The sequence below is a fragment of the Acinetobacter sp. NIPH1876 genome (genome assembly GCF_022808535.1).
Taxonomy (GTDB): domain Bacteria; phylum Pseudomonadota; class Gammaproteobacteria; order Pseudomonadales; family Moraxellaceae; genus Acinetobacter; species Acinetobacter higginsii.
In genome coordinates this window covers 210,213-233,757 of record NZ_JALGBR010000004.1, presented here as the reverse complement: position 1 = coordinate 233,757, position 23,545 = coordinate 210,213, and the positions used below count along the sequence as shown (strand labels likewise).

16 protein-coding genes are annotated in these 23,545 nt (G+C 42.3%); 8 read left to right on the top strand and 8 right to left on the bottom strand.

The genetic code is table 11. From position 1 onward, the window contains the following. Positions 1–10 precede the first annotated feature (10 nt). Positions 11–520, bottom strand: coding sequence for a peptidylprolyl isomerase (locus MN869_RS06270; protein ID WP_004661403.1), 510 nt, complete (start codon positions 518–520; stop codon positions 11–13). Between the two features lie 167 nt (positions 521–687). Between MN869_RS06270 and MN869_RS06265 the strand changes: the two genes are divergently transcribed. Beyond that, the gene (locus MN869_RS06265; protein WP_033134546.1) at positions 688–2,415 is read left to right on the top strand and encodes a glutamine--tRNA ligase/YqeY domain fusion protein; all 1,728 of its coding nucleotides are present in this window, start codon (positions 688–690) and stop codon (positions 2,413–2,415) included. Positions 2,416–2,553: 138 nt separating this feature from the next. Here the strand turns inward: MN869_RS06265 and MN869_RS06260 are convergent, their stop codons facing one another. After that, complete coding sequence (locus MN869_RS06260; RefSeq protein WP_033134547.1) at positions 2,554–3,462, bottom strand: alpha/beta hydrolase; 909 nt, start codon at positions 3,460–3,462, stop codon at positions 2,554–2,556. Positions 3,463–3,552: 90 nt separating this feature from the next. Between MN869_RS06260 and MN869_RS06255 the strand changes: the two genes are divergently transcribed. Continuing rightward, positions 3,553–3,966, top strand: coding sequence for a MarR family winged helix-turn-helix transcriptional regulator (locus MN869_RS06255; protein WP_004806068.1), 414 nt, complete (start codon positions 3,553–3,555; stop codon positions 3,964–3,966). A 117-nt stretch (positions 3,967–4,083) separates the two neighbouring features. Further along, positions 4,084–4,404 carry a DUF1330 domain-containing protein gene (locus MN869_RS06250; RefSeq protein ID WP_241345128.1) on the top strand — a complete coding sequence of 107 codons (321 nt, stop codon included), beginning with the start codon at positions 4,084–4,086 and terminating at the stop codon, positions 4,402–4,404. Between the two features lie 89 nt (positions 4,405–4,493). Here MN869_RS06250 and MN869_RS06245 read toward each other — a convergent pair whose 3' ends face one another. From MN869_RS06245 to MN869_RS06225, 5 genes are all read right to left on the bottom strand, one after another. Then, a complete protein-coding gene (locus MN869_RS06245; protein ID WP_033134548.1) occupies positions 4,494–5,204 on the bottom strand; it encodes a glutamine amidotransferase in 711 nt (236 codons plus the stop codon). A 114-nt stretch (positions 5,205–5,318) separates the two neighbouring features. After that, positions 5,319–6,131, bottom strand: a complete 813-nt coding sequence (gene eutC / locus MN869_RS06240) for an ethanolamine ammonia-lyase subunit EutC (RefSeq protein WP_033134549.1) — start codon at positions 6,129–6,131, stop codon at positions 5,319–5,321. A gap of 10 nt (positions 6,132–6,141) precedes the next feature. After that, positions 6,142–7,527, bottom strand: coding sequence for an ethanolamine ammonia-lyase subunit EutB (locus MN869_RS06235; RefSeq protein ID WP_004806075.1), 1,386 nt, complete (start codon positions 7,525–7,527; stop codon positions 6,142–6,144). A gap of 23 nt (positions 7,528–7,550) precedes the next feature. Continuing rightward, on the bottom strand, positions 7,551–8,981 hold the full coding sequence (gene eat, locus MN869_RS06230) for an ethanolamine permease (protein WP_004806076.1): 1,431 nt from the start codon (positions 8,979–8,981) through the stop codon (positions 7,551–7,553). Between the two features lie 207 nt (positions 8,982–9,188). Beyond that, positions 9,189–10,700, bottom strand: coding sequence for an aldehyde dehydrogenase family protein (locus tag MN869_RS06225; RefSeq protein WP_033134550.1), 1,512 nt, complete (start codon positions 10,698–10,700; stop codon positions 9,189–9,191). Between the two features lie 127 nt (positions 10,701–10,827). Between MN869_RS06225 and MN869_RS06220 the strand changes: the two genes are divergently transcribed. Beyond that, positions 10,828–12,006: a transcriptional regulator gene (locus MN869_RS06220; protein WP_033134551.1), complete on the top strand. Its 1,179-nt coding sequence runs from the start codon at positions 10,828–10,830 to the stop codon at positions 12,004–12,006. A gap of 30 nt (positions 12,007–12,036) precedes the next feature. Here the strand turns inward: MN869_RS06220 and MN869_RS06215 are convergent, their stop codons facing one another. Next, positions 12,037–13,002, bottom strand: a complete 966-nt coding sequence (locus tag MN869_RS06215; protein ID WP_033134552.1) for an alpha/beta hydrolase — start codon at positions 13,000–13,002, stop codon at positions 12,037–12,039. Between the two features lie 161 nt (positions 13,003–13,163). Between MN869_RS06215 and MN869_RS06210 the strand changes: the two genes are divergently transcribed. The 4 genes from MN869_RS06210 to MN869_RS06195 all read left to right on the top strand — a co-directional run bounded on the left by MN869_RS06210 (position 13,164) and on the right by MN869_RS06195 (position 23,533). Further along, positions 13,164–14,876, top strand: a complete 1,713-nt coding sequence (locus MN869_RS06210) for an AAA family ATPase (RefSeq protein ID WP_033134564.1) — start codon at positions 13,164–13,166, stop codon at positions 14,874–14,876. 11 nt (positions 14,877–14,887) lie between these two features. Then, positions 14,888–15,250: a 5-carboxymethyl-2-hydroxymuconate Delta-isomerase gene (locus tag MN869_RS06205; protein ID WP_033134553.1), complete on the top strand. Its 363-nt coding sequence runs from the start codon at positions 14,888–14,890 to the stop codon at positions 15,248–15,250. A gap of 239 nt (positions 15,251–15,489) precedes the next feature. Further along, positions 15,490–18,684, top strand: a complete 3,195-nt coding sequence (locus MN869_RS06200; protein ID WP_033134554.1) for a type VI secretion system Vgr family protein — start codon at positions 15,490–15,492, stop codon at positions 18,682–18,684. A 70-nt stretch (positions 18,685–18,754) separates the two neighbouring features. After that, positions 18,755–23,533 (top strand): RHS repeat-associated core domain-containing protein, encoded by a 4,779-nt coding sequence (locus MN869_RS06195; RefSeq protein WP_033134555.1) that lies wholly within the window; start codon positions 18,755–18,757, stop codon positions 23,531–23,533. The last annotated feature ends 12 nt before the right edge of the window (positions 23,534–23,545 follow it).

The window sequence follows — 23,545 nt, the reverse complement described above, 5'->3', positions numbered from 1 at the left end:
GGGGAGATTCTTATTCAGAAATAATTTTAGCAGATTCAATTACAACGTTCTCTAAAGGAACGTCTGCGTGATAACCACGGTTACCTGTACGTACGCCTTTGATCGCTTCTACAATATCAAGACCTTCAACAACTTTACCAAATACTGCATAACCCCAGCCTTGCGCTGTTTTACCAGTATGGTTTAAGAAAGAGTTGTTTTTAACATTGATAAAGAATTGAGCAGATGCAGAGTGTGGAGCTTGAGTACGCGCCATTGCAATTGTGCCTTCATCGTTGCTTAAGCCGTTGTCAGCTTCATTTTCGATTGAGTCACGTGTTGCTTTTTCTTTGAAGTTTTCATCCATGCCACCGCCTTGGATCATAAAACCATCAATCACGCGGTGGAAAATTACGCCGTCATAGAAACCGTCACGTACATATTCTAAGAAATTTGCAACCGTTTTTGGTGCTTTTTCAGCGTTAAGCTCAAGAACAATACGACCTTTGTTGGTGTTTAATTCGACTTGAGGAAAACTCATTACATTAATCTCCTAAACATGGGCAAATTGACCATGGGTTTTTGGTTGAGAGAAGCATAAGCAAACTGTAAACTACAAGGCAAGTAAAAAACGTTAAAATCTTTCATAAATAGTAAAGATTGCGTTTTTATTTCCCATTTTTAACTGTAAGAAGTGATTTACACCCTATGAAGCCAAATGATGTTGTTTCTGAACTGCCAAAGACCCCGACGCCGAATACCCATGCCTCTGTCGATGCCGTGCAGCAAGAACAACAGGCAGGCTTAGACTTTGTACGTCAAGTCATTACCGATGATTTAAAAGAAGGTCGTACCCAAAAAGTTGTAACTCGTTTCCCGCCTGAGCCAAATGGTTACCTACACATTGGTCATGTCAAAGCAATTTGTTTGAATTTTGGTATTGCCGAAGAATTTGAAGGTTTATGTAATTTACGTTTTGACGATACTAACCCAGATGCCGAAGAACAAGAATATGTTGATGGTATTGCCAATGATGTGAAATGGTTAGGTTTTAACTGGAATGGCGAGCCTCGCTATGCTTCTGGTTATTTTGACCAACTTTATGCATGGGCTGTTCAGTTGATTGAACAAGGTGATGCTTATGTTGATCTACAAACCCCAGAAGAAATTAAGTTGAACCGTGGTAATTTCGTTGAGCCAGGTAAAAACTCACCTTATCGTGATGCGACTGTTGCAGAAAATCTTGCGCGTTTTGAACAAATGCGTAATGGTGAAATTCAAGAGGGCGGTGCTGTACTTCGTGCCAAAATCGACATGGCAAGCCCAAATGTGCATATGCGTGATCCGATTCTTTATCGTGTACTGCATTCAGAACATCACCAAACTGGTGATAAATGGAAAATGTACCCAATGTATGACTACGCTCATCCATTGTCTGATGCGATTGAAGGTATTACCCATTCACTCTGTACTTTAGAATTCCAAGATCATCGTCCATTCTATGACTGGATTGTAGAAAAAGTTCACTCGCAAGCTGTACCACGTCAGTACGAGTCTTCTCGTTTAAACATCGATTACACCATTACCTCTAAACGTAAATTACGTAAATTGGTTGAAGGTCAGCATGTACAGGGCTGGGACGATCCACGTATGCCAACAGTTGTTGGGATGCGTCGTCGTGGTTTTACCGCAGAAGGTTTACGCGATTTCTGTAAGCGTGTTGGTGTATCGAAAACGGATGGTATTGTTGATGTGGCAATGCTGGAGTTCTGTATTCGTCAGTCATTGGAAAATACCGCAGCACGTGGCATGGCAGTACTGAATCCATTGAAAGTGACATTGACCAATTTACCTGAAGAATTGGATCTCACTCGTGCACGTCATCCAAACGTGGATATGGGCGAACGTATTATTCCGTTAACACGTGAACTTTATATTGATCGTAAAGATTTTGAAGAAGTACCACCGAAAGGCTTTAAACGTCTGATTCCTGATGGTGAAGTGCGTTTACGTCATGCTTATGTGATTAAGTGTGATGAAGTAATTAAAGATGCCAATGGTGAAGTGATCGAACTTAAATGTTCAATTGACCCTGAAACTTTAGGTAAAAACCCTGAAGGCCGCAAGGTGAAAGGGGTTGTTCATTGGGTCTCTGCAACCAAAGGTGTACCTGCGGAAGTGCGTATTTACGATCGTTTGTTTAACGAAGCAGCACCAGATGCAGATGATGATTTCCTTGCACATTTAAACCCAGAATCATTGCAAGTGGTTCAAGCGGTGATTGAGCCAGCTTTAGCACAAGCAAAACCTGAAGATCGTTTCCAGTTTGAACGTGAAGGTTATTTTGTTGCGGATCAACATGATCATCAAGCAGACAAACCAGTGTTCAACCGTATTCTGGATCTGAAAGATAGCTTTAAAGCTGACAAGAAATAAGTTTTGAATTTATTGTCTTGATCTTAAAAAGCCGATTTGTTTTCAAATCGGCTTTTTATTTCTGCTGCTAATGGATTTTTTAAGCATTTTATTTTAAATCGGTGTATCGCATTGTGCGATTGTTGGTCGGTCGGTTTATTACTGATCTCGGTAATGCCTTGCTTGTTGGATATGGGCAGCAATCGCATCGATGATGAATTGATAGAGATCAGTTGGCAAATCATGTCCCATACCCTCAATTGTTAATAGCTTTGCACCAGAAATAGACTTTGCGCTATCTTGGCCGCATGCAATCGGGATTAATAAATCCTCTGTGCCATGAATCACCAGTGTCGGGGCAACGATGCGGGCGAGGTATGAGCGAATATCACCAGTTGCTGCAATTGCAGCAATTTGCCTTTTTAGTCCATCTGGATCGTAATTGCGGTCATATTCCTCTGAAATAAGTTTTAAATACGCATTTTCGTCAAAACTAAATCGAGGGCTCGAAATATATTTTGCAAAATGCAGTTTATGCAGAAAAAAATCAGTCTTATTCAAATGTGGATCTGGACTGGGGCGGGTGAGCAGCTCTATAACATCAGCTTGGGCACTTGGAAGCGCTGGGTTTCCTGTACTCGACATAATGGATATCAAGGTCTTGACTCTTTGGGGGTAAGTACTTGCCATCAGTTGGGCAATCATCCCACCCATAGAGCGTCCAATAATGTGGACTTGATCAATTGCTAAAGCATCAAGTAATCCCACTGTATCTTCAACCATATCGTGAAGCGTATAAGCAATCTTAATGTTCTCGCCATTTTGGGTGGCATGGATCAGATCACTCAACTCTGGAGCGGGTTGATCATGCAAATGTGTTGACAAGCCAACATCTCGATTATCAAACCGAATGACTCGAAAGCCTCTTTTAGCAAGCATTTGACAGAATAAATCACGCCAATGAATCATCTGAGTACCTAATCCTGAAATTAATAGAATGGTATTTTCATGCTCAGCGCCAAAGATATCGTAGTGGAGATAGAGATTGTTTGTAGAGACCTCATTCATGCTTCATCTCAAAAAAGTAAGATACAATGCTTGCAATATACTTGAGTTATCAAGTATATTGCAAGCATTGTATCGGTATTGAAATTAGTTATGAATAAGCTTGAATTATTACTGGATCAACACCTTGTTGGTTCTTTATTGAGTAAAAAACTTGATCTGGCGCTTAGCGTACACGGAATTAATCTGACGGAATTCATTCTGATGTATCATCTTGGTCTGGTGCCTGAGGTGGGATTAAATCGAATCTCATTGGCCCATAAAGTTGCACTGACGGCTTCTGGTGTCACCAGAGTGTTGCAACCTATGGAAAAAACTGGACTGATCGTAAAGACGGTTCATCCACGTGATGCGAGACAAAGCTTTGTTGTACTGAGTGCAAGTGGCCAAGAACTTCTCAGTAATGCGATCACGACGGTCGAGCACACGGTTGATTCTATCTTTGCATTATTCAATCAAGAGGAAATCAAGACGCTACAGCTTTTGTTAAATAAATTAAAAGTTTAAAGGGGAGGCAAAATGAAAGACGCGTATATTTTCCCAACCCAAGAGGATGGGATTCGTTTATTTAAGCGACATCTTCAAGGGGAGGTCGTCATGTTGAACTTACTTTGATTGAAGCAAGTGGCGGATTATTCAGATTGTCCAGATTTAGCACCAGCAACCCCAATTACAGGGCGAGAGGCTTTTCAGCGCTATATCGACCATACACGTCCATTTCTACAGCAAACGGGTGGCGATATTTTACTGCTTGCCAATGCAGGTGAATTTTTTATCGGCCCCTCTGATGAGTATTGGGACATTGTGATGTTGGTAAAACAAACATCCATTGACAGCTTTATGTCGTTTGCACAGAACCCAGAATGCATGAAGGGAAATGGACATCGTGTTGCAGCAATTCAAGATTCTAGATTACTGCCAATGCAGACAACAACACAGCTTTAACATTGGTGCAACAGAGCTTATGGATGAACCATCGAAAAAGCCCAGCGATTTAATGTTGGGCTTTTTTTACAGTTCTAAAATAGCAAGCTTTAAACATTCAGATGATCTAAGAACGTTTGAATGACCAGTCGGCACTGTTGTTCCAACTGTGCTGCATAAGCCTGATTATCTTGGCGTAATTGAGGAATGGATAAACCCGCATGACGTATTTCACAGGTATGGCCAATGAGCCATTTTTCAAAATTTTCTTCAGCGATTTCAAGATGAAACTGCAAGGCCAAGATGTTATTGCCGACAGAAAAAGCTTGATTTGGATAGATCGCCGAACTTGCCAATAAGCTACTATTTTCAGGTAAATCAAAAGTGTCGCCGTGCCAGTGCAGCACTTCGACATTTTCTAATGCGGCTAAGGGATTCGTCACAAGCACTTTAATGTCTAATTTGCTCCAACCAATCTCTTTTTGATGTCCAGCATAGACTTTTGCCCCCAGTGCATGTGCAATCAGCTGTGCGCCCAAACAAATGCCAATGGTGGGTTTATTGGCTTTTAAGCGTTGTTTTAAACCCTCAATTTCATCCACTAAAAACGGGTAGTCCTCTGTTTCATAAACACCGATTGGTCCACCGAGAATTATCGTTAAGCCTTCATAACTCAGTGCAGGACTCAGATCATCAACACCCGCTTCAAAATAACGGACGCGAAAACCCAACTGATAAAAAATATCTTCTAATGAACCAAGGTCTTCAAAAGCAAGATGCTGAATGGCGTAAACGGTTTTTAGATGAGTGGCGAGGGGCATGACCGAGTACCAATGAATAAAAATTATGTTGTATCTTAAATCATTTTTAAGACCGATGTGTTGACCTTATGCTTTTTGGACAGCACTGGAAAATAGGGCTGTCCAATTGCTCAGTTAAAAAAGCAATCTGCGTTGATGATGTTCTTCAACAGTTGGAACCACATGTTCATCCTTTAAATCGACACCAGATAAGCCCAGTCGTTTGGAGTTATGCATTAAAGCCAATAGGCGTTGTGTGGCAATCGGCGTACTTAATCCTGCGGGACGAATATTGGAAATACAGTTGCGTTGTGAATCTAGGCAACCGCTGTGCGCTTTCCATGTGTAGTAGAGTCCCATACTGTCAGGTGAACTGAGCCCAGGACGTTCACCGATCAGCATAATCAACATACGGGCCTGAAAAATTTCAGCAATTTCGTCACCCAAAGCAACTCGGCTGCCTGTGGCAATTGCAATTGGGGCTAAGGACCACTGTTGTTCTGCAAAAGGCTGGATCAGTGCCTGTATAAAAGGCAGTGCATTTTCTTCAATGGCACGGGCGGATAAACCATCACCAATCACAATACAGACATCATAACCCTGCGAATCTTTTTGCATCTGCTGAAGCAGTTGCGTCGAATCGGTTGAAAGTAAACGTCCTAAATCAGGCCGCTTCAAATACAGCTCTTTATGTTCAGCCTGACTTTGTACATGGATTGGGTTTAAACCTAGTTTCTGTAGCTGTTCTTGCAGATGCGTGACATTCAGTGATTGGAAAACCGCATCTTTGGCTTGGGCGTGGCTGAGTTGGAAATCAAGCAATGCACGGGTTGGAATGCTGCATCCTGCACGTCCAATGGCAATACGGGCATCGGTAAACTGTTTTAGTGTTTCCCACTGGTCTTGATGCGCCTGTGCAGGAAATTGAATATCTTTAGAAAGCTTCATGAGATTCTCCTTAATGCATCAATAATCTGGAGAATTGAGCAGGCATGTGCTCTGCCCAATGAATCTGTTGCTGCTGCTGTTTTAAAATGCCTTGTTGTTCCAACCAGAGTGAAAACTCGGGGGCGGGTTGCAATCCAAGCAGTTGTCTGAGATACAGCGCATCATGAAAAGAGGTAGTTTGATAATTCAACATTACATCATCTGAACCTGGAATGCCCATAATAAAATTAATGCCTGCTGTACCAAATAAGGTCAGCAGCACATCCATATCGTTCTGATCGGCATCTGCATGATTGGTATAGCAAATATCGCAGCCCATTGGCAGACCGAGCAACTTGCCACAGAAATGATCTTCTAAGCCTGCGCGAATAATTTGTTTTCCGTCGTAGAGATATTCAGGTCCAATAAAGCCGACCACGGTATTGACCAATAAAGGCTTGTATTTGCGCGCCACAGCATAGGCACGTGCTTCGATGGTTTGCTGATCAACGCCGTGATGCGCATTACTGGACAGGGCACTACCTTGACCCGTTTCAAAATACATCACATTGTTACCAAGCGTACCGCGGTTTAAAGACAGCGTTGCTTCATAACCTTCTTGTAGCATTTGAAGTGAAATACCAAAACCTTCATTGGCTTTTTGTGTACCTGCAATAGATTGAAACATCAGGTCAATTGGAACATTCTTTTCTGCCAGTTGTATGCCAGAACTGATGTGGGTCAGAACACAAGACTGGGTTGGGATTTGATATTCCTGAATGACATGGTCGATCAGCTTTAACAGCTCAGAGAGATTATGCAGATTGTCTGTTGCTGGATTAATCCCAATCACTGCATCGCCATTGCCATACATCAGACCATCTAAAATACTGGCGGAAATACCCAGCACATCATCGGTGGGATGATTGGGTTGTAAACGCGTGGATAAATGTCCTTTTAAACCGATGGTATTGCGAAACTGGGTAATGACCTCACATTTGCTTGCAACATAAATTAAGTCTTGATTGCGCATGATTTTACTCACAGCGGCAACCATTTCTGGGGTTAAACCCGCTGCAAGCTGTTGCAGTTTTTCGGTGGTTGCATCTTCACTCAGTAACCAGTTACGGAAATCACCCACCGTAAAATGTGCAATTGGTGCAAATAGATCAGCGCGATGTTCATCAATAATCAGACGGGTAATTTCATCGGTTTCGTAATCGACTAGCGTTTCATTTAAAAAGTTTTTTAACGGTACATCTGCCAGTGTAATTTGTGCAGCAACACGTTCAGTTGCATCCTGTGCAGCAACCCCCGCCAGTTGATCACCAGAACGCAAAGGGGTGGCTTTTGCCATCAAGGTTTTAAGATCGGCAAACTGATAGTGTTGTTGGGCTACGATTTGACGGTAACGCATGCGCTTCTCCTTAATCTTTCTGATTATTGCTTTTCATCTGCCGTGATCTGGGCAAACTCTTCTTCTGGCGTCCCTTGTATGAGTTGATGACGGCTATAAAAAATAAAATAGGCAATAAAGACCATATAAATGCCTGCTGCAATACACCACACTTTAGGATTGACCAGAAAACCTGCGACAACTGCGATGGCAGCCAAAATTAAGGCAATGCTCGAGGTGACGATGCCACCAGGTGTTTTATAGGGACGGTGCATTAAGGGACGAGATACGCGTAGCTTAATATGTGAAAGCATCATCAAGACATAAGAAATGGTCGCACCGAAGACTGCAATTAAAATCAGTAAATCGCCTTCTTTACTTAAGGACAAGAAGAAGCCAATGATGCCAGGAATAATAATGGCTAAATAAGGGGCGTGATTTTTGTTGGTCAATGACAGCGATGTGGGTAAATAGCCGGCACGGGAGAGTGCAAAAATCTGGCGTGAATAGGCATAGATAATTGAAAAGAAACTGGCGATAAGCCCAGCAAGACCGACAAAATTAACAAAGTTCGCCAGCCATGTACCTTGACCATAGACTTTGACGAGCGCATCGACCAAGGGCGCACTGGAGTTTTGTAAGGTACTGGCACCGGCTGCACCTGCGCCTAAAAATAGAATCAGTAGGGCAAAAGCGGTTAAAATTAACATCGCACCAATCAATCCGCGTGGTAGTGATTTGGCAGGGTCTTTGGCTTCTTCAGCAGCTAAAGGTACACCTTCAACAGCCAAGAAAAACCAAATCGCATAGGGAACCGCTGCCCAAATGCCTAAATAGCCATAGGGTAAAAAGCTGCTTGCGCCAAATTGTTGCCCGGCAGCAATATCAAACAGATTCTGCGAATTAAAATGAGGCAACATCGCAACGATAAAAACAGCCAGTGCAATCGCTGCAACCAAGGTGATGGCAAACATAATCTTAAGTGCTTCACCAGCACCTTTCAGGTGGATCCCCATAAAAATCAGATAACAGGCTAAATAAACTTGCCAGCCGCCAATACCGAATAGAGATTCACAATAGGCCCCAATAAAGACCGCAATAGCGGCAGGCGCAATCGCATACTCAATCAGAATCGCGGTACCTGTTAAATAACCACCGAGTGGACCAAATGCAATACGGGCAAAACTATAACCGCCACCCGCTGTAGGCAGCATGGTCGCCATTTCGGACATGGCAAGACATAGGCAGAGATACATCACGGCAACGACCGCGGTGGCAACAAACATGCCGCCCCAACCCCCTTGAGCGATACCAAAATTCCAGCCAGCGAAATCGCCTGAAATAACATAGGCGACCCCTAAGCCGATCAGTAATAACCAGCCCACGGCACCTTGCTTGAGTTTTCTTTGGGCAAAATAATCTTCAGAAGAGGTTGCAGATGCTGAAAGTGCAGAAATAGGTTCTTGATTGTTCATACAAAGCTCCGTGTATGGGTCTCATCAGCAAGATGCAAAAGCAATGCCGATGTTGCACACCTTGTGCCAAAATTAAATTTTTATTTGATTGCTTGATCCAGTTTGCTTGAGAAAATACGGTGTTTATTGAGTCATCAGTACATTAGGGTTTAAGGCTGTATAAGCCTATGTCGCAAGGCTTATACAGGGTTTGATCCTTCTATAGACTTAGAAAAAGCCCATGGCTTTGGTTGAATAGCTCACCAACAGATTTTTGGTTTGTTGATAGTGGTCGAGCATCATTTTGTGATTTTCACGGCCTACACCTGACTTTTTATAGCCTCCAAATGCAGCATGAGCTGGGTAGATGTGGTAACAATTGGTCCAAACTCGACCCGCTTCAATGGCACGACCTGCACGATAGGCGGTATGGGTTGAACGTGACCAGACCCCAGCACCTAAGCCATACATGGTGTCATTGGCAATCTGAATGGCTTCATCAAAGTCCTTGAATGTAGTTACCGACAGCACAGGGCCAAAGATTTCTTCCTGAAACACTTGCATGTTGTTATGACCTTTAAAGATGGTCGGTTCGATGTAGTATCCATTGCCGACCTCTTGGCGACCATGCCCACCCAATAGCACTTCCGCACCTTCCTGTCGGCCTGTATCGATACAACGTAGGATTTTCTCTTGCTGTTCCAGTGAGGCTTGTGCACCGACCATGGTGTCGGTATCAAGTGGATGTCCGAGTTTGATGCGCTTGACGCGTTCAATGGCTTTTTCCATAAACTGATCGGCAATACTTTCCTGAATCAAGGCACGCGATGGGCAGGTGCAGACTTCACCTTGATTCAGCGCAAACATGGCAAAACCTTCAAGGGTTTTATCCAGAAAATCATCGTCATGATCCATCACATCGGCAAAAAACACATTTGGTGATTTTCCGCCCAGCTCCAAAGTCACTGGAATGATGTTTTCGGTGGCATATTGCATGATCAATTGCCCAACTTGGGTTGAACCGGTAAACGCAATTTTGGCAATACGTGGACTGGTCGCAAGCGGTCGACCAACTTCGGCACCGTAACCATTGACGATATTGAGTACACCCGCAGGTAATAGGTCCTGTATCAGTTCAGCCACCAATAAAATACCGACGGGGGTTTGTTCTGCAGGTTTGATCACCACGCAGTTGCCCGCTGCCAATGCCGGTGCCAGTTTCCATGCCGCCATCAAAATCGGGAAGTTCCAAGGGATGATTTGTCCAACCACGCCGAGTGGTTCATGAAAATGATAGGCAATGGTATCTTCGTCTATCTCAGAAATACCACCTTCCTGTGCGCGAATACAGCCTGCAAAATAACGGAAATGATCTATGGCCAAAGGGATATCAGCCGCCAGTGTTTCACGCACGGGTTTACCATTATCCCAAGTTTCAGCCACTGCTAACATTTCCAAATTGGCTTCCATACGGTCAGCAATTTTAAGTAATAAATTAGATCGTGTAGTTGGAGAGGATTTATTCCATTCTTTCTTGGCTTTGTGGGCGGCATCCAGTGCTAATTCAATATCTTCTGCACTCGAACGTGGGATACGAGTAAAACTTTTGCCATCGACAGGAGAAATATTGTCGAAGTAGACTCCTTTAACGGGGGCAACCCACTGTCCACCAATAAAGTTTTCATATTGGTCTTTAAAATGGATTTTTGAACCAGATTGATTCGGATCAACATAGCGCATATACATACTCCTTTATGTGTTGTGATATTTTTAAATAAAGTACTGGGTACGTTATTGAGAATGACGTTATCGCGTTGAAGGTTGGAAAAAGGTTGGAATCGCATGTAAGGGAATAGGGAAATTACAAATGCATACAAAAAGGGAATTACAGCAACAGCGGACATTGGTTGAGCAACTCAGGGCACAAAGTAGTCTCAACCCACAACATGCCGAAAAAATGGAACAGAGTATTGCCAGTTCATGGGAGCGTTCTACACTCGCTGATATTCCTAAAGAACGTTTAGCTGCACCGTTGCTCGATCAAGTTTCGACTCAGACAGGTTCTTTGGCCTTGGCATTGCAGGCTTGCCAACAAGACCTCAAGCATGTTGCAGAGCAGTCAGCGATGGTGCTTGCGGTTGGCGATGTCGGCAGTACCATTATTTGGACGGCATCCTGTACTCAAATGCGCAATGCTGCCGAACGTGTCCATTTTGTTGCAGGTGGGCAATGGCAGGAAGAACTGGTCGGCACCAATGCACTGGCACTTTCGCTCAAGACGCAGAAATCAAGTTGTGTATTTTCCAATGAACACTATATGGCGTCGGTGCATGATTGGGTTTGCTATGCTGCCCCGATCCTCGACCCATACTCCAAACAAGTCTTAGGCGTAGTGGATTTATCCACCACATGGGAAAACCACAATAGTTTAGGTTTATTGGCGGTCGAACGCTGCGCCGCAATTATTCAAATGGCGGTGCAACAATTACAACAACAACATGTGTATCTCCGTACTTTTAATACAGCGCAGGTCTTGATCAATGGCAAGCACTTAAGCTTAAGCCCGAGACAAGTTGAAATTTTGGTAATTTTGGCTTTATGCCCACAAGGGCTGAATTTAGAGAATTTACATCAGGCTTTGTATGGGGAACGCAAAGTCAGTATGGGGACATTAAAAGCGGAGATGTCGCATTTAAGAGAGCACTTGGGCGATTTACTTGGTTCTCGTCCTTATCGCCTGAATGTACCTGTTGAGGCGGATTTTCTGCAACTGGAACAAGCATTGGATGCGGGTTATATCAACACAGCCCTGCAAGGTTATACCGGCATTTTTTTAGCGAAAACCGAAAGTCCATTTTTATCAGCTTGGCGGGATTGCTTGGAATCTCGTTTGAGTCATGCGATTTTCCAGACACAGGGCAGTGATGCTTTATTAAAGCATTTGGCTTATTGTCCGGAAGCCGTGGATGCGGCTGAACGCTTATTGGAGTTATTACCAGCCTCGCATCCCGCTAAAAATATGCTCAGTAAGTACCAAGACCACTGAGCATCAAGATATTTAAAATGGTCGTCGGTATTACTGGATTTTTTCAGTTAACCAAGCAAACAGATCTTTATAGACCTGTGCACGAACAGGCGGGGCAGATAAAACCAAATCATGCAAACCATTTTGAATAGACAGGGTTTGCACATCGCCTTTCATTTTCTTGGCATTTTGCGTCATATCATTGACATCCAGAATCACATCGCTTTGCTGTGCATCAATGCCCCATTTTTTAGGGAATTTGGATTGATGTGAATGCATGATCAAGGTCGGCACATTTAAGGTCACACCTTGATGGATTTCTTTTTGTGCTTCGTGAATTGCCGTGACAAAAGAGAGATGAACAAAAGGCATGGTTTTCGGTTTCCAATCCAGATTGAAATCCCATTCGCCGTAAAAATCTTTATGCAAGCTTGGTGTGTACCACGGGTTTAGACCACTTGGAAATTTTGCATTCGGTAAGCGTTTACCCACTTCACTGAGCAAGGGAATCCCGACCTTTTTCTCAATAACACTCTTATAGAAGTCATAAAAGGGGCTGTTGTTCCAAACCGCTTTAATTAAACGATGATCAGGATAATGTGCAGCATATAAAGTGGCAATTAAACCGCCTGTCGAATGTCCTGCCAGTACAACTTGATTGTGGTTTTCTTGACTGATCACTTCGAGTGCTTTACTGATTTCAGCATCGTATTCGCGCAAATCTAAAACGTAGTAGAGTTTTTGATGAGGAAGTTTTGAGCGGCCATATTTTCTCAGGTCGAGTGCGTAAAAATCGTAACCATGCTGATTGAATTGTTCAGCCATTTCTTTTTGGAAAAAATAATCTGCAAAACCATGAATATATAAAACTGCTTTTTTGGTCGCTTCTGTAGCTTTCTTGCGAACCAGTGTAGCAACAACTTTTCCATCATAGTCATCAGCAAAATTTAAAGTCAGTTGCTGATAATCTTCACCGAGTATATCTGGCTGATATGTATAGAGATTTGAAGTAGTCATTTTTATATATCAAGTCTGAATTCATTAACAACCACATTAAATGAAAACCCTTGGATGTCAATGCAATTATGCGACACCAAGCGTTCGCGAATTGGATTTGCATTTTTATTTTTGCGAAAAAATCGTTAAGCTATGCACTGTTGTTTTTGACTGAAGAAATTATGAAACAAGAGACTGCACTCAAGTTACTTAAAGCTGGGGAAAATGTTTTTTTAACGGGCTCAGCAGGTGCAGGAAAAACCTATACGCTTAATCAGTACATTCATTATCTCAAAGCACGTAAAGTGCCTGTGGCGATCACTGCATCCACAGGGATTGCGGCGACGCATATGAATGGCATGACCATCCATACTTGGGCAGGGATCGGGATTAAAGACCGCCTAAGTGATGATGATCTGAAACGGATGAAAGAGCGTAAATATTTAAAAGAGCATTTAGAAAATGCCCAAGTCTTGATTATTGATGAAATTTCAATGCTGCATGCCAAGCAATTGAATTTGGTTAATCAGGTATTGAAATACTTTAAAGAAAGTGACGAAGCCTTTGGTGGGATTCAGGTCATTGTTGCTGGTGACTTCTTCCAGTTACCGCCAGTCGGTAAAAAGGATGAAAGCAATCGCGATAAATTCTGCTTTATGTCAGAGGCTTGGGTCGAAGCCAAATTCCGTGTCTGTTATTTGACTGAACAGCATCGTCAGGATGATGAAATCCTCAATCAGATTCTCAATGCAATTCGGGCACAGAATATTCAAAGCAACCATATTAGTGCTTTGCAACAATCGCGTCAGCACGATATTGGCGAGACCTTTACCCGTTTATACACACATAATATGGATGTCGATAATATTAATTATCAGCACCTGAATGAAATTGACAATGAAAGCCATCAATTCAATGCCGTGGTCGATGGCAACGAAAAGTTGATGGAAACCTTAAAATCATCAGTGCGTGCGCCTGAAGAACTCACCCTAAAGAAAAATGCCAAGGTGATGTTTGTTAAAAACAACTTTGATATGGGCTATATCAATGGCAGTTTGGGTGAAGTGATTGGTTTTGAAGAAGATGATAAGCAGGGCATTTTGCCTAAAGTAAAGTTGACGGATGGCACAACCTTCTTGGTTGAACCTGAAACATGGTCGATTGAAAATGAAGCGGGTAAGGCAATTGCCAGTTTTCAACAGATTCCGTTGCGTTTGGCGTGGGCAATCACTATTCATAAAAGCCAAGGGATGACTTTGGAAGCTGCAGAGATCAATCTCAGTAATACCTTTGAAAAAGGTCAGGGCTATGTGGCTTTATCACGCTTAAAATCTCTGACAGGGCTGAAATTGCTCGGCTTTAATGAGCAGGCACTTGAGCTGGATAGTCTCGCAATCAAAGCAGATCGCCGTTTTCAGGAATTATCGAGTGAAGCGGAAGCCAACTTTGAAAATATTGATTTAAGCACACAGCATAATGCCTTTATTCGGCATTGTGGTGGCACACTGAATGCGACTGAAATTGCCCGTAATGAAAAGAAAATCGCCAAAGGTGCAAAACAGAATTATGCTGCAGCGACCTTGGATGAAACCCGTACTTTATTTGAAGAAGGCTATGAAATTGAAGATATTGCACATGAGCGTGGTTTAACCCCTGCAACGATCATCAATCATCTGGCACGTTTGCATAAAGAGCAGGGTTTGGATATTTCAGTTGCCAGTCCAGGCGATGAAGTGATTGAAGAAGTGCGTAAGATTTATAAGCGTTTGCATAAACGTAAAAACCCTGAACATTTTACTGATGATGGTTCGATTAAATTGCGTCCCATTGTTGAAGCCACTAGTCCGCGAATGGCTTATGACCAAGTCCGTTTAGCTTTATTATTTGTAGAATAGGAATCATAAAAATGCCGCATTTAATTGCAAACTATTCGGCTAATTTAACAGAGTTAAATCCGCATCAATTATTAAAAGATGCGAATATCGCATTAATTGAAACGGATTTATTTGTCGCACATGATATTAAATCTCGTGCATTTAAAGACGAGATATTTTTAATTGGTTTGGATGAAACAGAAGAAGCCTATATTCATTTAAAACTGTATTTATTGAGTGGCAGAACGCAGGCTCAAAAACAAGCTGTTGGTGCGGCATTGTTGCAGCGACTGCAGCAAAAAAGCTATATCCAGTCTGAAGTCAGCTATCCGATACAGTTGTGTGTTGAAGTGATTGATATGCCGAAAGAGGATTATTTTAAGGCCACGGTCTAAGGCTGAATAATTGCTGTTTTATCAAATAGGGAGAATTGGCCTTATTTGATAAAATATTTTAGTTTATATGTATTCTGATTTAATCCTGTAAAAAAATTATTAATCATTATTTTAAGCGCTTAGACTAAAATTGGCAGTTTATGGCAGGCTTTGTTGCAAGAACGTAACATTAAAAATATAGACAGATTTGTATGCTGTTTATAAAATAGCGTAAATTTTAGTTAATATTTTATAAAATAATGTTGAGTAATATATTTCAGGCCTTGGATAATTTGGGCCTTACCGCACAAAAACGTGCAATCCATATTCAATTTTCTAATCAAAATTTAAATACTCAAGTCTTCCTGCAACGTATTGATGGTCAGCATCAACTGAATGAAGGATTTAGGGCAGAACTGATTTGCCTGTCGACCAATGCGGCGATTCCACTCAAACAATTTATTGGTAGCCAAGCAGCAATTGATACGGTGACTGATCAAGGTCAACTCACTCGTGTCACAGGCATTATTACTCAAGCCTTACAAGGACAATCAGACGGTAGCCTGACCGTATATAAACTCACCTTAGAAGATCCAACTGCACTGTGGAAGCAACGCCGTAACAGCCGTGTGTTTATGAACAAGAGCGTGCGTGATGTAGTGGAAATCATCTTCAAAGAGTGGCAACAAAAAAGCCCCTTATTTGCATCCAGCTTAACGCTTGATTTAAGCGGACTCAGCCAAGATTACGACATTCGTCCCTTTATTATGCAATATAATCAATCAGATGAAGATTTTTTAACATCTTTGATGCGTAGCGAATCGATTAACTGGCTCATTGATGAAGCTGAACGAACCGTCGCGCAAAGCAGTGCTGCGATTCAGCCGCAAAAACTACGTCTGATTGACGACAATAGCCAGTACCAAGCTTTAGAGCGTCGACAGATCCGTTATCACCGTAGTAGTGCCACTGAACAATATGACAGCATGACCAGTCTGGTTGGACAACGCTCACTGCAACCGAGCAGTGTACATGTACAACGCTGGCAAGCCGATGCACTGGAACAAGAAGATGGTGCAGGCAGTGTACAGAGCACACATCAACACAGCGAACAATATGACAATGCCAGTCTTGGTCTGGAACAGGCATGGCACTTTTCACCCGCATGGATGCAAGACCTGAATGGGGAAGATGGTGCAACCCCATCGGGCAATGCTCAAATTGAAAAACTGAATCGGAACTTGGGTCAATACTACGACTTACAATCCAAACAATTTACAGCCCATACCACCGTGCGCGATACCCATGTCGGTTACTGGTTTGAATTGGCTGAACATCCTGAAATTGATCAACATGATGGCAGTGATAAAGAATTCCTGATTACAGGCAAAAACTTTTATAACCAAAACAACTTACCTAAAGATCTACATCAACAGATCAATCAATTATTAGCACAAAGCAACTGGCAACCGACTCAATCGAATAATGAAGAGCGCCAAGCCAACCAACTGATTCTGCAACGCCGCAATATCAAAACCGTTCCTGAATTTAACCCATTGCAACACCGTCCAGCAGCTTCACCACAACGTGCCAAAGTGGTTGGGCCAAGCGGCGAAGAAATCTATGTGGATGAATGGGGACGGATCAAAGTCCGTTTCCTGTTTACCCGCAATGACGACCATAGCCATGATGGTGGTGCGGGAGCGAATGACAACGACACCGATTCAGCTTGGGTGGATGTACTGACCCCTTGGGCAGGTGAAGGCTTTGGCGCACGATTCTTACCCCGTATTGATGAAATCGTAGTCATCGACTTCTTTGATGGTAATATTGATCGTCCATTTGTAGTGGGACGTATCCATGAAGGCCATCGCAGCCCAACCAAATTTGACAATGCAGGTAGGCTGCCAGACACCAAGAAACTGGCAGGAATCAAATCGAAAGAATATCAGGGCGAAGGTTTTAACCAACTGCGCTTTGATGATACCACAGGTCAGATCAGCGCCCAGTTGCAAAGCAGTCATGCTGCCAGTCAACTCAATCTAGGGAAGTTGAGTCACCCTAAAGCAACAGCTGAAAGTGAAGATCGCGGTGAAGGTTTTGAGCTGCGCACTGACCAATGGGGTGCAGTACGCGCAGGCGAGGGTCTACTGCTTTCCACACATAAACAGGATCAAGCCCAAGGTGAACATCTGGATGCCCAAGTTGCTAAACAACAGCTAGAAGGCAATCAAAGCAATGCCAAAGCCTTGAGTGAAGTGGCCAAGAATCAGCAGACTGATGAAATAGAATCGCTGGATCAACTCAAAGAATTTGCTGAGCAGATTCAAGAGAAGATCGCTCAGTTTAAAAAATCATTGCTATTGCTGAACTCACCAGCAGGGATTGGTCTAAGTAGCAATGAAGATATTCATTTATCTGCGGATGGACAAATCAATCAGTTTGCAGGCGATAGTATCAATTTGAGTACACAGAAAAATCTGATTACGCATGCGCAAAACAGAATCAGTGTGTTTGCAGCGCAGAATGGAATTAAGCAAGTGGCTGCCAAAGGTAAGGTTGAAGTCCAAGCGCAGTCGGATGGTATGGATTTACTGGCCAAGCAAGGGATTCAGATTATTTCAACTGAAGACCGTATTGAGATCAGCAGTCCGAAAGAGATTGTGATTACTGCGGGTGGTTCTCAGATCAAACTGAATGGTTCAGGTATTTTCCCTGTGACCAGTGGCAAGTTTGAGGTGAAAGCAGGGCAGCATTTACTCGCCTCAGGCGCGAGTGCAAGTAGCAATGCACCCCAGTTACCACAAGCAAAATCATTGAAAGGCGCGCTACAGTTATTAAGAAGTTATGGGGGAGATAATTTCTTTAAGCAGAACAGCTATAAAGTGATTGATTCTCTGGGTAAGCAACTGACTGGCAAACTAGATGGAAATGGTTTTGCGCAAGTGACAGGCATTGCACCAGGTGCAGCTAAGGTCATTTTTGAAAAAGATGAGACCAGTGCATGGGCATCAAGTAGTGACTTTAAACGTGATTATACTTGGGCAGAGCCAGTAGAAAAAGTTGTCGCCTCATTAAGCAGTGCATTGGGACAGAACATGAAGCAACAGCTGAGCAGCAGTTTAGTTTCGATGGATAAAAACAGCCTTAAAAATATAGGTAAAAATACCTTAAATGGTTTGGTTGAGCAGACGGTTGGGCAAATCAAGGATCAAGTCAGCAATACCGCTTTAAGTGCTGTTTCAAAGCAACTGAACCTTAATATTTCTCCAGATCAAATGAAAAGCTTGGCGCAACTCGCCATGAATCCGAGCCAGTCGGTTGACATGATCAAAGCACAGGGTGTGGGTTTTGTAAAAGATCAGGCAGCTACAAAATTGGCGGAGGCCACCCAAATGGATTCGATTCTTCAACAAGGCATCGTTGATCGTTTTCATGGTCAGAACAATGGTTAGGACAGATTTTAATTCACGCGCAGCAATTTAAAAAATAGATGTATTGAAATAAATTAAGGGTTTGAGATTGATGGCTACGGAAAAAACACAACTGGCAACAGATCAAAAAGCGTCGAAGGTTGAACTTGCTGTTTTTAATTTGGACAGCGTACACACGGTAACTGACCTGCAAATGATTGCCAAGCAAATCCAGCTTTATTTACAGGTATGTGGGAATACCAGTTTAGAACAATTACAAGGGAGTGCGAATACTGCAACGGTAGCCAATATTTTTGCTTTAACTGGCAGTGTGCTGGATTTAATTTTATACGCGACCGACAGCAAGACAGAGGATGCTGCGGTACAACAGGGTGCATTGCTCGCTGCAAATTTAATTGGTTTATTTGCGGAACCAAGCAATGAAGCACATGCGCGTATGGCATTACGTCCGATGTTTGGTCTAATGTCGCAATGTTTATATCCTGAAAATGGAAAGATTAAAGACGCGGATATTAAACGCTTGGGACTACATCTGAATGCGATGGTCGCAGGTGATTTAGAAAAGTTTTTACAAGAAACACAAGCCAAATTAGCGACCTTGCTCTCACAGGCAACGATTTTAGGCAGCAGTATTCTGACGAGCTTGTCTGTGCCTGCTACACCAATGAATGCGAGCATGGCTGCAACGTCGGCAGGTGTGACAGCAGAGAAAAGAGACCCCAAACTCAAATTTAGCAATTGGGCTGCACCTCTCATTGATTTAATCGGTAAACCGAGTCAGGCAGATTTAACCCCTAAACTACAACCCAATATTCAAACACGCCTGCAACAAGAAGCAATACAGGCAATTGCAACTTTAAGCCAGACTTTACAGCAGCAAGCCAATGCAGGGCAGAAATACAGCTTGGCTTGGTTATTACAACAAACTTTAACTGCGATTCAGGCCAGCGAAAATAAAGGCAATGCCAGTGTGCCGATTAATCAGACGGGAGAATATGAGCGTCATACCAAAGGTGATACCTTGGAGTTTGTGAGCTTACAGGCGGATGCGTTGAATGCACCACCTTGTGAAGGTAATGGGTCAGAGACGGGTAAGAGTATCAGTTATTCAATTGGCGCAGAGCGGGTTCAGCATGCCGATTTCTATTTACCGAAAGTTGGTTTTGTATTTAGTCGCCAATATAACTCGCAAATGGATGAGTTTGATCAGGGGATGATTGGCGCTCGTTGGATGATGCCTTTTTCCAATGTGATTTTGCCAAAAGAACAAGGTTACGTCTTTATTGATGCGAAAGGGCGTAAACATGCCTTACCATCTACGATTTTGCAGCAGGCTTATACCGTTCCTTATGAAGGAGTGACGGTTCATCCAGTTGGAAATGGTGATTTACTATTAAATTTTGGTGGTGAATGGAGTTTACATTTTCATCAATTTGGTCTTGGTCAGCCCTATCATTTAATTCAACAATTCAATGAAAATTCCAATGAAAAAATTAGCCTAAGTTATCTTTTGGCAGATGGTGTTGCTTATCTGCAAACTATTGATTTCCAATTTGAACAGGCTCAGCACCAACTAAAATTTGCCTTTAATGAGCAAGTTAAGATTATTGCGGTATTTGTGGATGATCAAATTGAGCCTTGGGCACGCTATTACTATGATGCACAAGGTAATCTGATTACAGCTTTCGATCAAAATGGGTATGCACGTCAATACGAATATAATCAGGCGCACCAGCTAACGCGCTATACCGATCGTACAGGACGTGGACAAAATATTCGTTATGAATCGACGTTGCCAAATGCCAAAGCCATTGAAGAATGGGCGGATGACGGCAGTTTCCATACCAAACTGAAATGGCATCCGCGTTTACGTCAAGTTGCGGTTTACGATGCCTATGATGTACCAACCTATTATTATTTTGATTTGGATGGTTTTACCTATCGGACTCGTTTAGCTGATGGTCGAGAGTCTTGGTATTCTCGTGACGGTGAAAAACGCATTACTCGACAAATTGACTTTGAAGGTCGGGAAACTCAGCAAGAATATAATGATCAAGGGCAACTGGCGAAAATTGTACAGCCGAATGGTGGTGTGATTCGCTTTGCTTATGATGAACAAGGCAATTTAACCGAGACCAAAGATCCAGAAGGTAATATCTGGAAACGTGAATATGATGCACAGGGCAATGTTAGCAAAGAGATTAATCCCTTAGGTCATGTCACTCAATATAAATACAACAGCAATAATCAAGTGGTGGAAGTGGTTGATGCCAAAGGAGGTATCAAGAAAATCCAGTACAATGATCAAGGGCAAATGCTGTCTTATACCGATTGTTCAGGCAAAAGCAGTACATGGGAATATGATGAAGAAGGTGATCTAAGTGCCCAGCAAGCGGCGAATGAACAGAAAGTTCAATATCTGTATAGTCTGCAAGGCAAAGATAAAGGTCAGCTTCAAGCCATCGTGTATCCAGATGGCTTGAAAGAGCTATTTGAGCATGATCAAGAAGGTCGCCTGCTTAATCACACCGACACCAACGGCTTAACCACTCAATATCAATACAATACTGTCGGCCTGTTAGAACAACGCATTGATGCCAATCAGCATCGTGTGGGCTATCAATGGGATAGACAGGGTCGTATCCAAAAGCTTATTAATCAAAATCAGGCTGAATACCAGTTTAGCTATAACAAGTTTGGTCAGTTGGTCAGTGAACAAGCATTTGATGGTGAGGAAAAGCATTATAGCTATAGTGAAAATGGTCTATTGTTCCAGATTCGACAACCCAATATTCTGACTGAATTTAGCTATTATGATGATGGACAGATTGCTTCTAAAACATATACGCATCTGCATACTCATCAAAGCCAGACAGAGCAATTTGAATATAATTTAAATCAACAATTAAGCTCGGCCAGTAATGCAGAAAGTCAGGTTCAACTGTATCGTAATCAGCTTGGACAATTGGTGCGTGAACACCAGCATTATAAAATGTTGAATCTAACGGCTGTACTGCGTTATGAATATGATGAACTGGGTCATCTGGTTAAAACGATTCGTCCAGACGGACAGCAACAGACCAATCTAAGTTATGGTTCAGGACATATCTACGGAATTGCGTTTAATCAGCAGGATGTTGTTTCTTTCCAACGTGATGATTTGCATCGTGAAACGGGACGTTTTCTGGCAAATGGTTTGGTGCAAACCAAGTATTATAATGATGTGGGGTTATTGATTTCTCAACAGATTGAGCCTGAGCAAGAAAGCTCAGATCGACTCCGTTATCAAGCGCATAGGCATTATCAATACGATAAAAACTATTTGCTCACCCAAGTTGAAGACAGTCGTTTAGGACAGCTTAATTATCAATATGATCCGATTGGACGTCTGATTTCAATGCAAAGTCAGCATAAAAACGAGAGTTTTAAGTTCGATCCAGCGGGGAATCTGATTGACCCAATCAACCAGACAACACATGCCAAAAACAATTTAATCAAGCAGTATCAAGGCAAGCATTATCAATATGATGTACAAGGCAATGTGATTGAAACCATGCAAAATGGTAAGGTCTTAAAGCTGACTTGGGATAATCATAACCGTTTGATTCAAAGTAACTTGAATGGGAAAGTGACTCAGTATGGTTATGATGTCTTTGGACGTCGTTTATATAAGAAATCATCAAATCAAGACTTCACCTTATTTGGATGGGATGGAGATTTGATGATTTGGGAATCTAGCCAAAATTCGAGCCATCCTGAGAACAGTTATACCAAACATTATGTCTATGAGCCTGATAGCTTTGTACCGTTAATGCAGGCGGGGTATCAGGGTTTTATTCAACTGATAGAAACACCTGATTATAGTGAATATCTCAACAAGCCTTATTCGGTTTATAAAGATCCGATTTGGAGCAGCGATACACGTAAAAACCGTGTGGCTTTAGAACAGACGGTATTTTATCATTGTGATCAGGTTGGAACACCGCAAACACTGAGTAATGCCGCAGGTGAATGTGTTTGGGAAATTACTCAGGATACATGGGGGACTGCGCTCGAGATTCAAATGCTAAATAAGGACAATCCATTTGAGCAGAGCAATATTAGATTCCAAGGCCAATATTACGATAATGAAACAGGACTGCATTATAACCGTTATCGTTATTATGAGCCGTATAGTGCAAGGTATATGAGTAAAGATCCGATAGGACTTGAGGGCGGTATGAATACCTCTGCTTATGTAAATAATCCGAATCAATGGATTGATCCGAAAGGATTAAATGGAATGAATTTTGGTGAGATGTTTGGTATTCCTGCTAGTGCTCAATCTGGTTTAGCGTACCAAGGAAGGAAGAATTATGATTGTTACGCTGAAACTGGAGAGCTATGTAAGTTAAATATACCACCATTATTTGATTATGTTGCATGTAGTGGTGGCGGATTAGGAGTAGGTGTTGGCTTTGTAAAAAATCAATGGACTGGTGAGTATTATATGAGTGGTTCTAAGGATTCTATTTTAGCACCTGTGGCAAAATCAGCTGCACAAAAAAAACCATTTAGCGCTAAAGATTTAGCGGGGATTAGTTGTGTAGGTGGTAATATTCATAATATTCCAAGTTATACAAAATCAATGATGACGATGGGAGAAATTACAAACGAATTTGTAAGTGGAGCTTCTGTCTCAGTTGGAGGTGGAGCTTATGGTGCAGTAGCAAACTTAGTTGTTCCATTAGTAAACAAAAGTAGTCCCGTGCGAGGAGCATGGGCTTCTGAATTTGGTGTAGGAACACCAGGGGTAAATGTTGGAGTCAGTGGCACAGTTAGTGTTGATACAATTTTAGATGCAGTCAAACCTAATAGAGAAAAGAATTAAGAGAGTAATTGT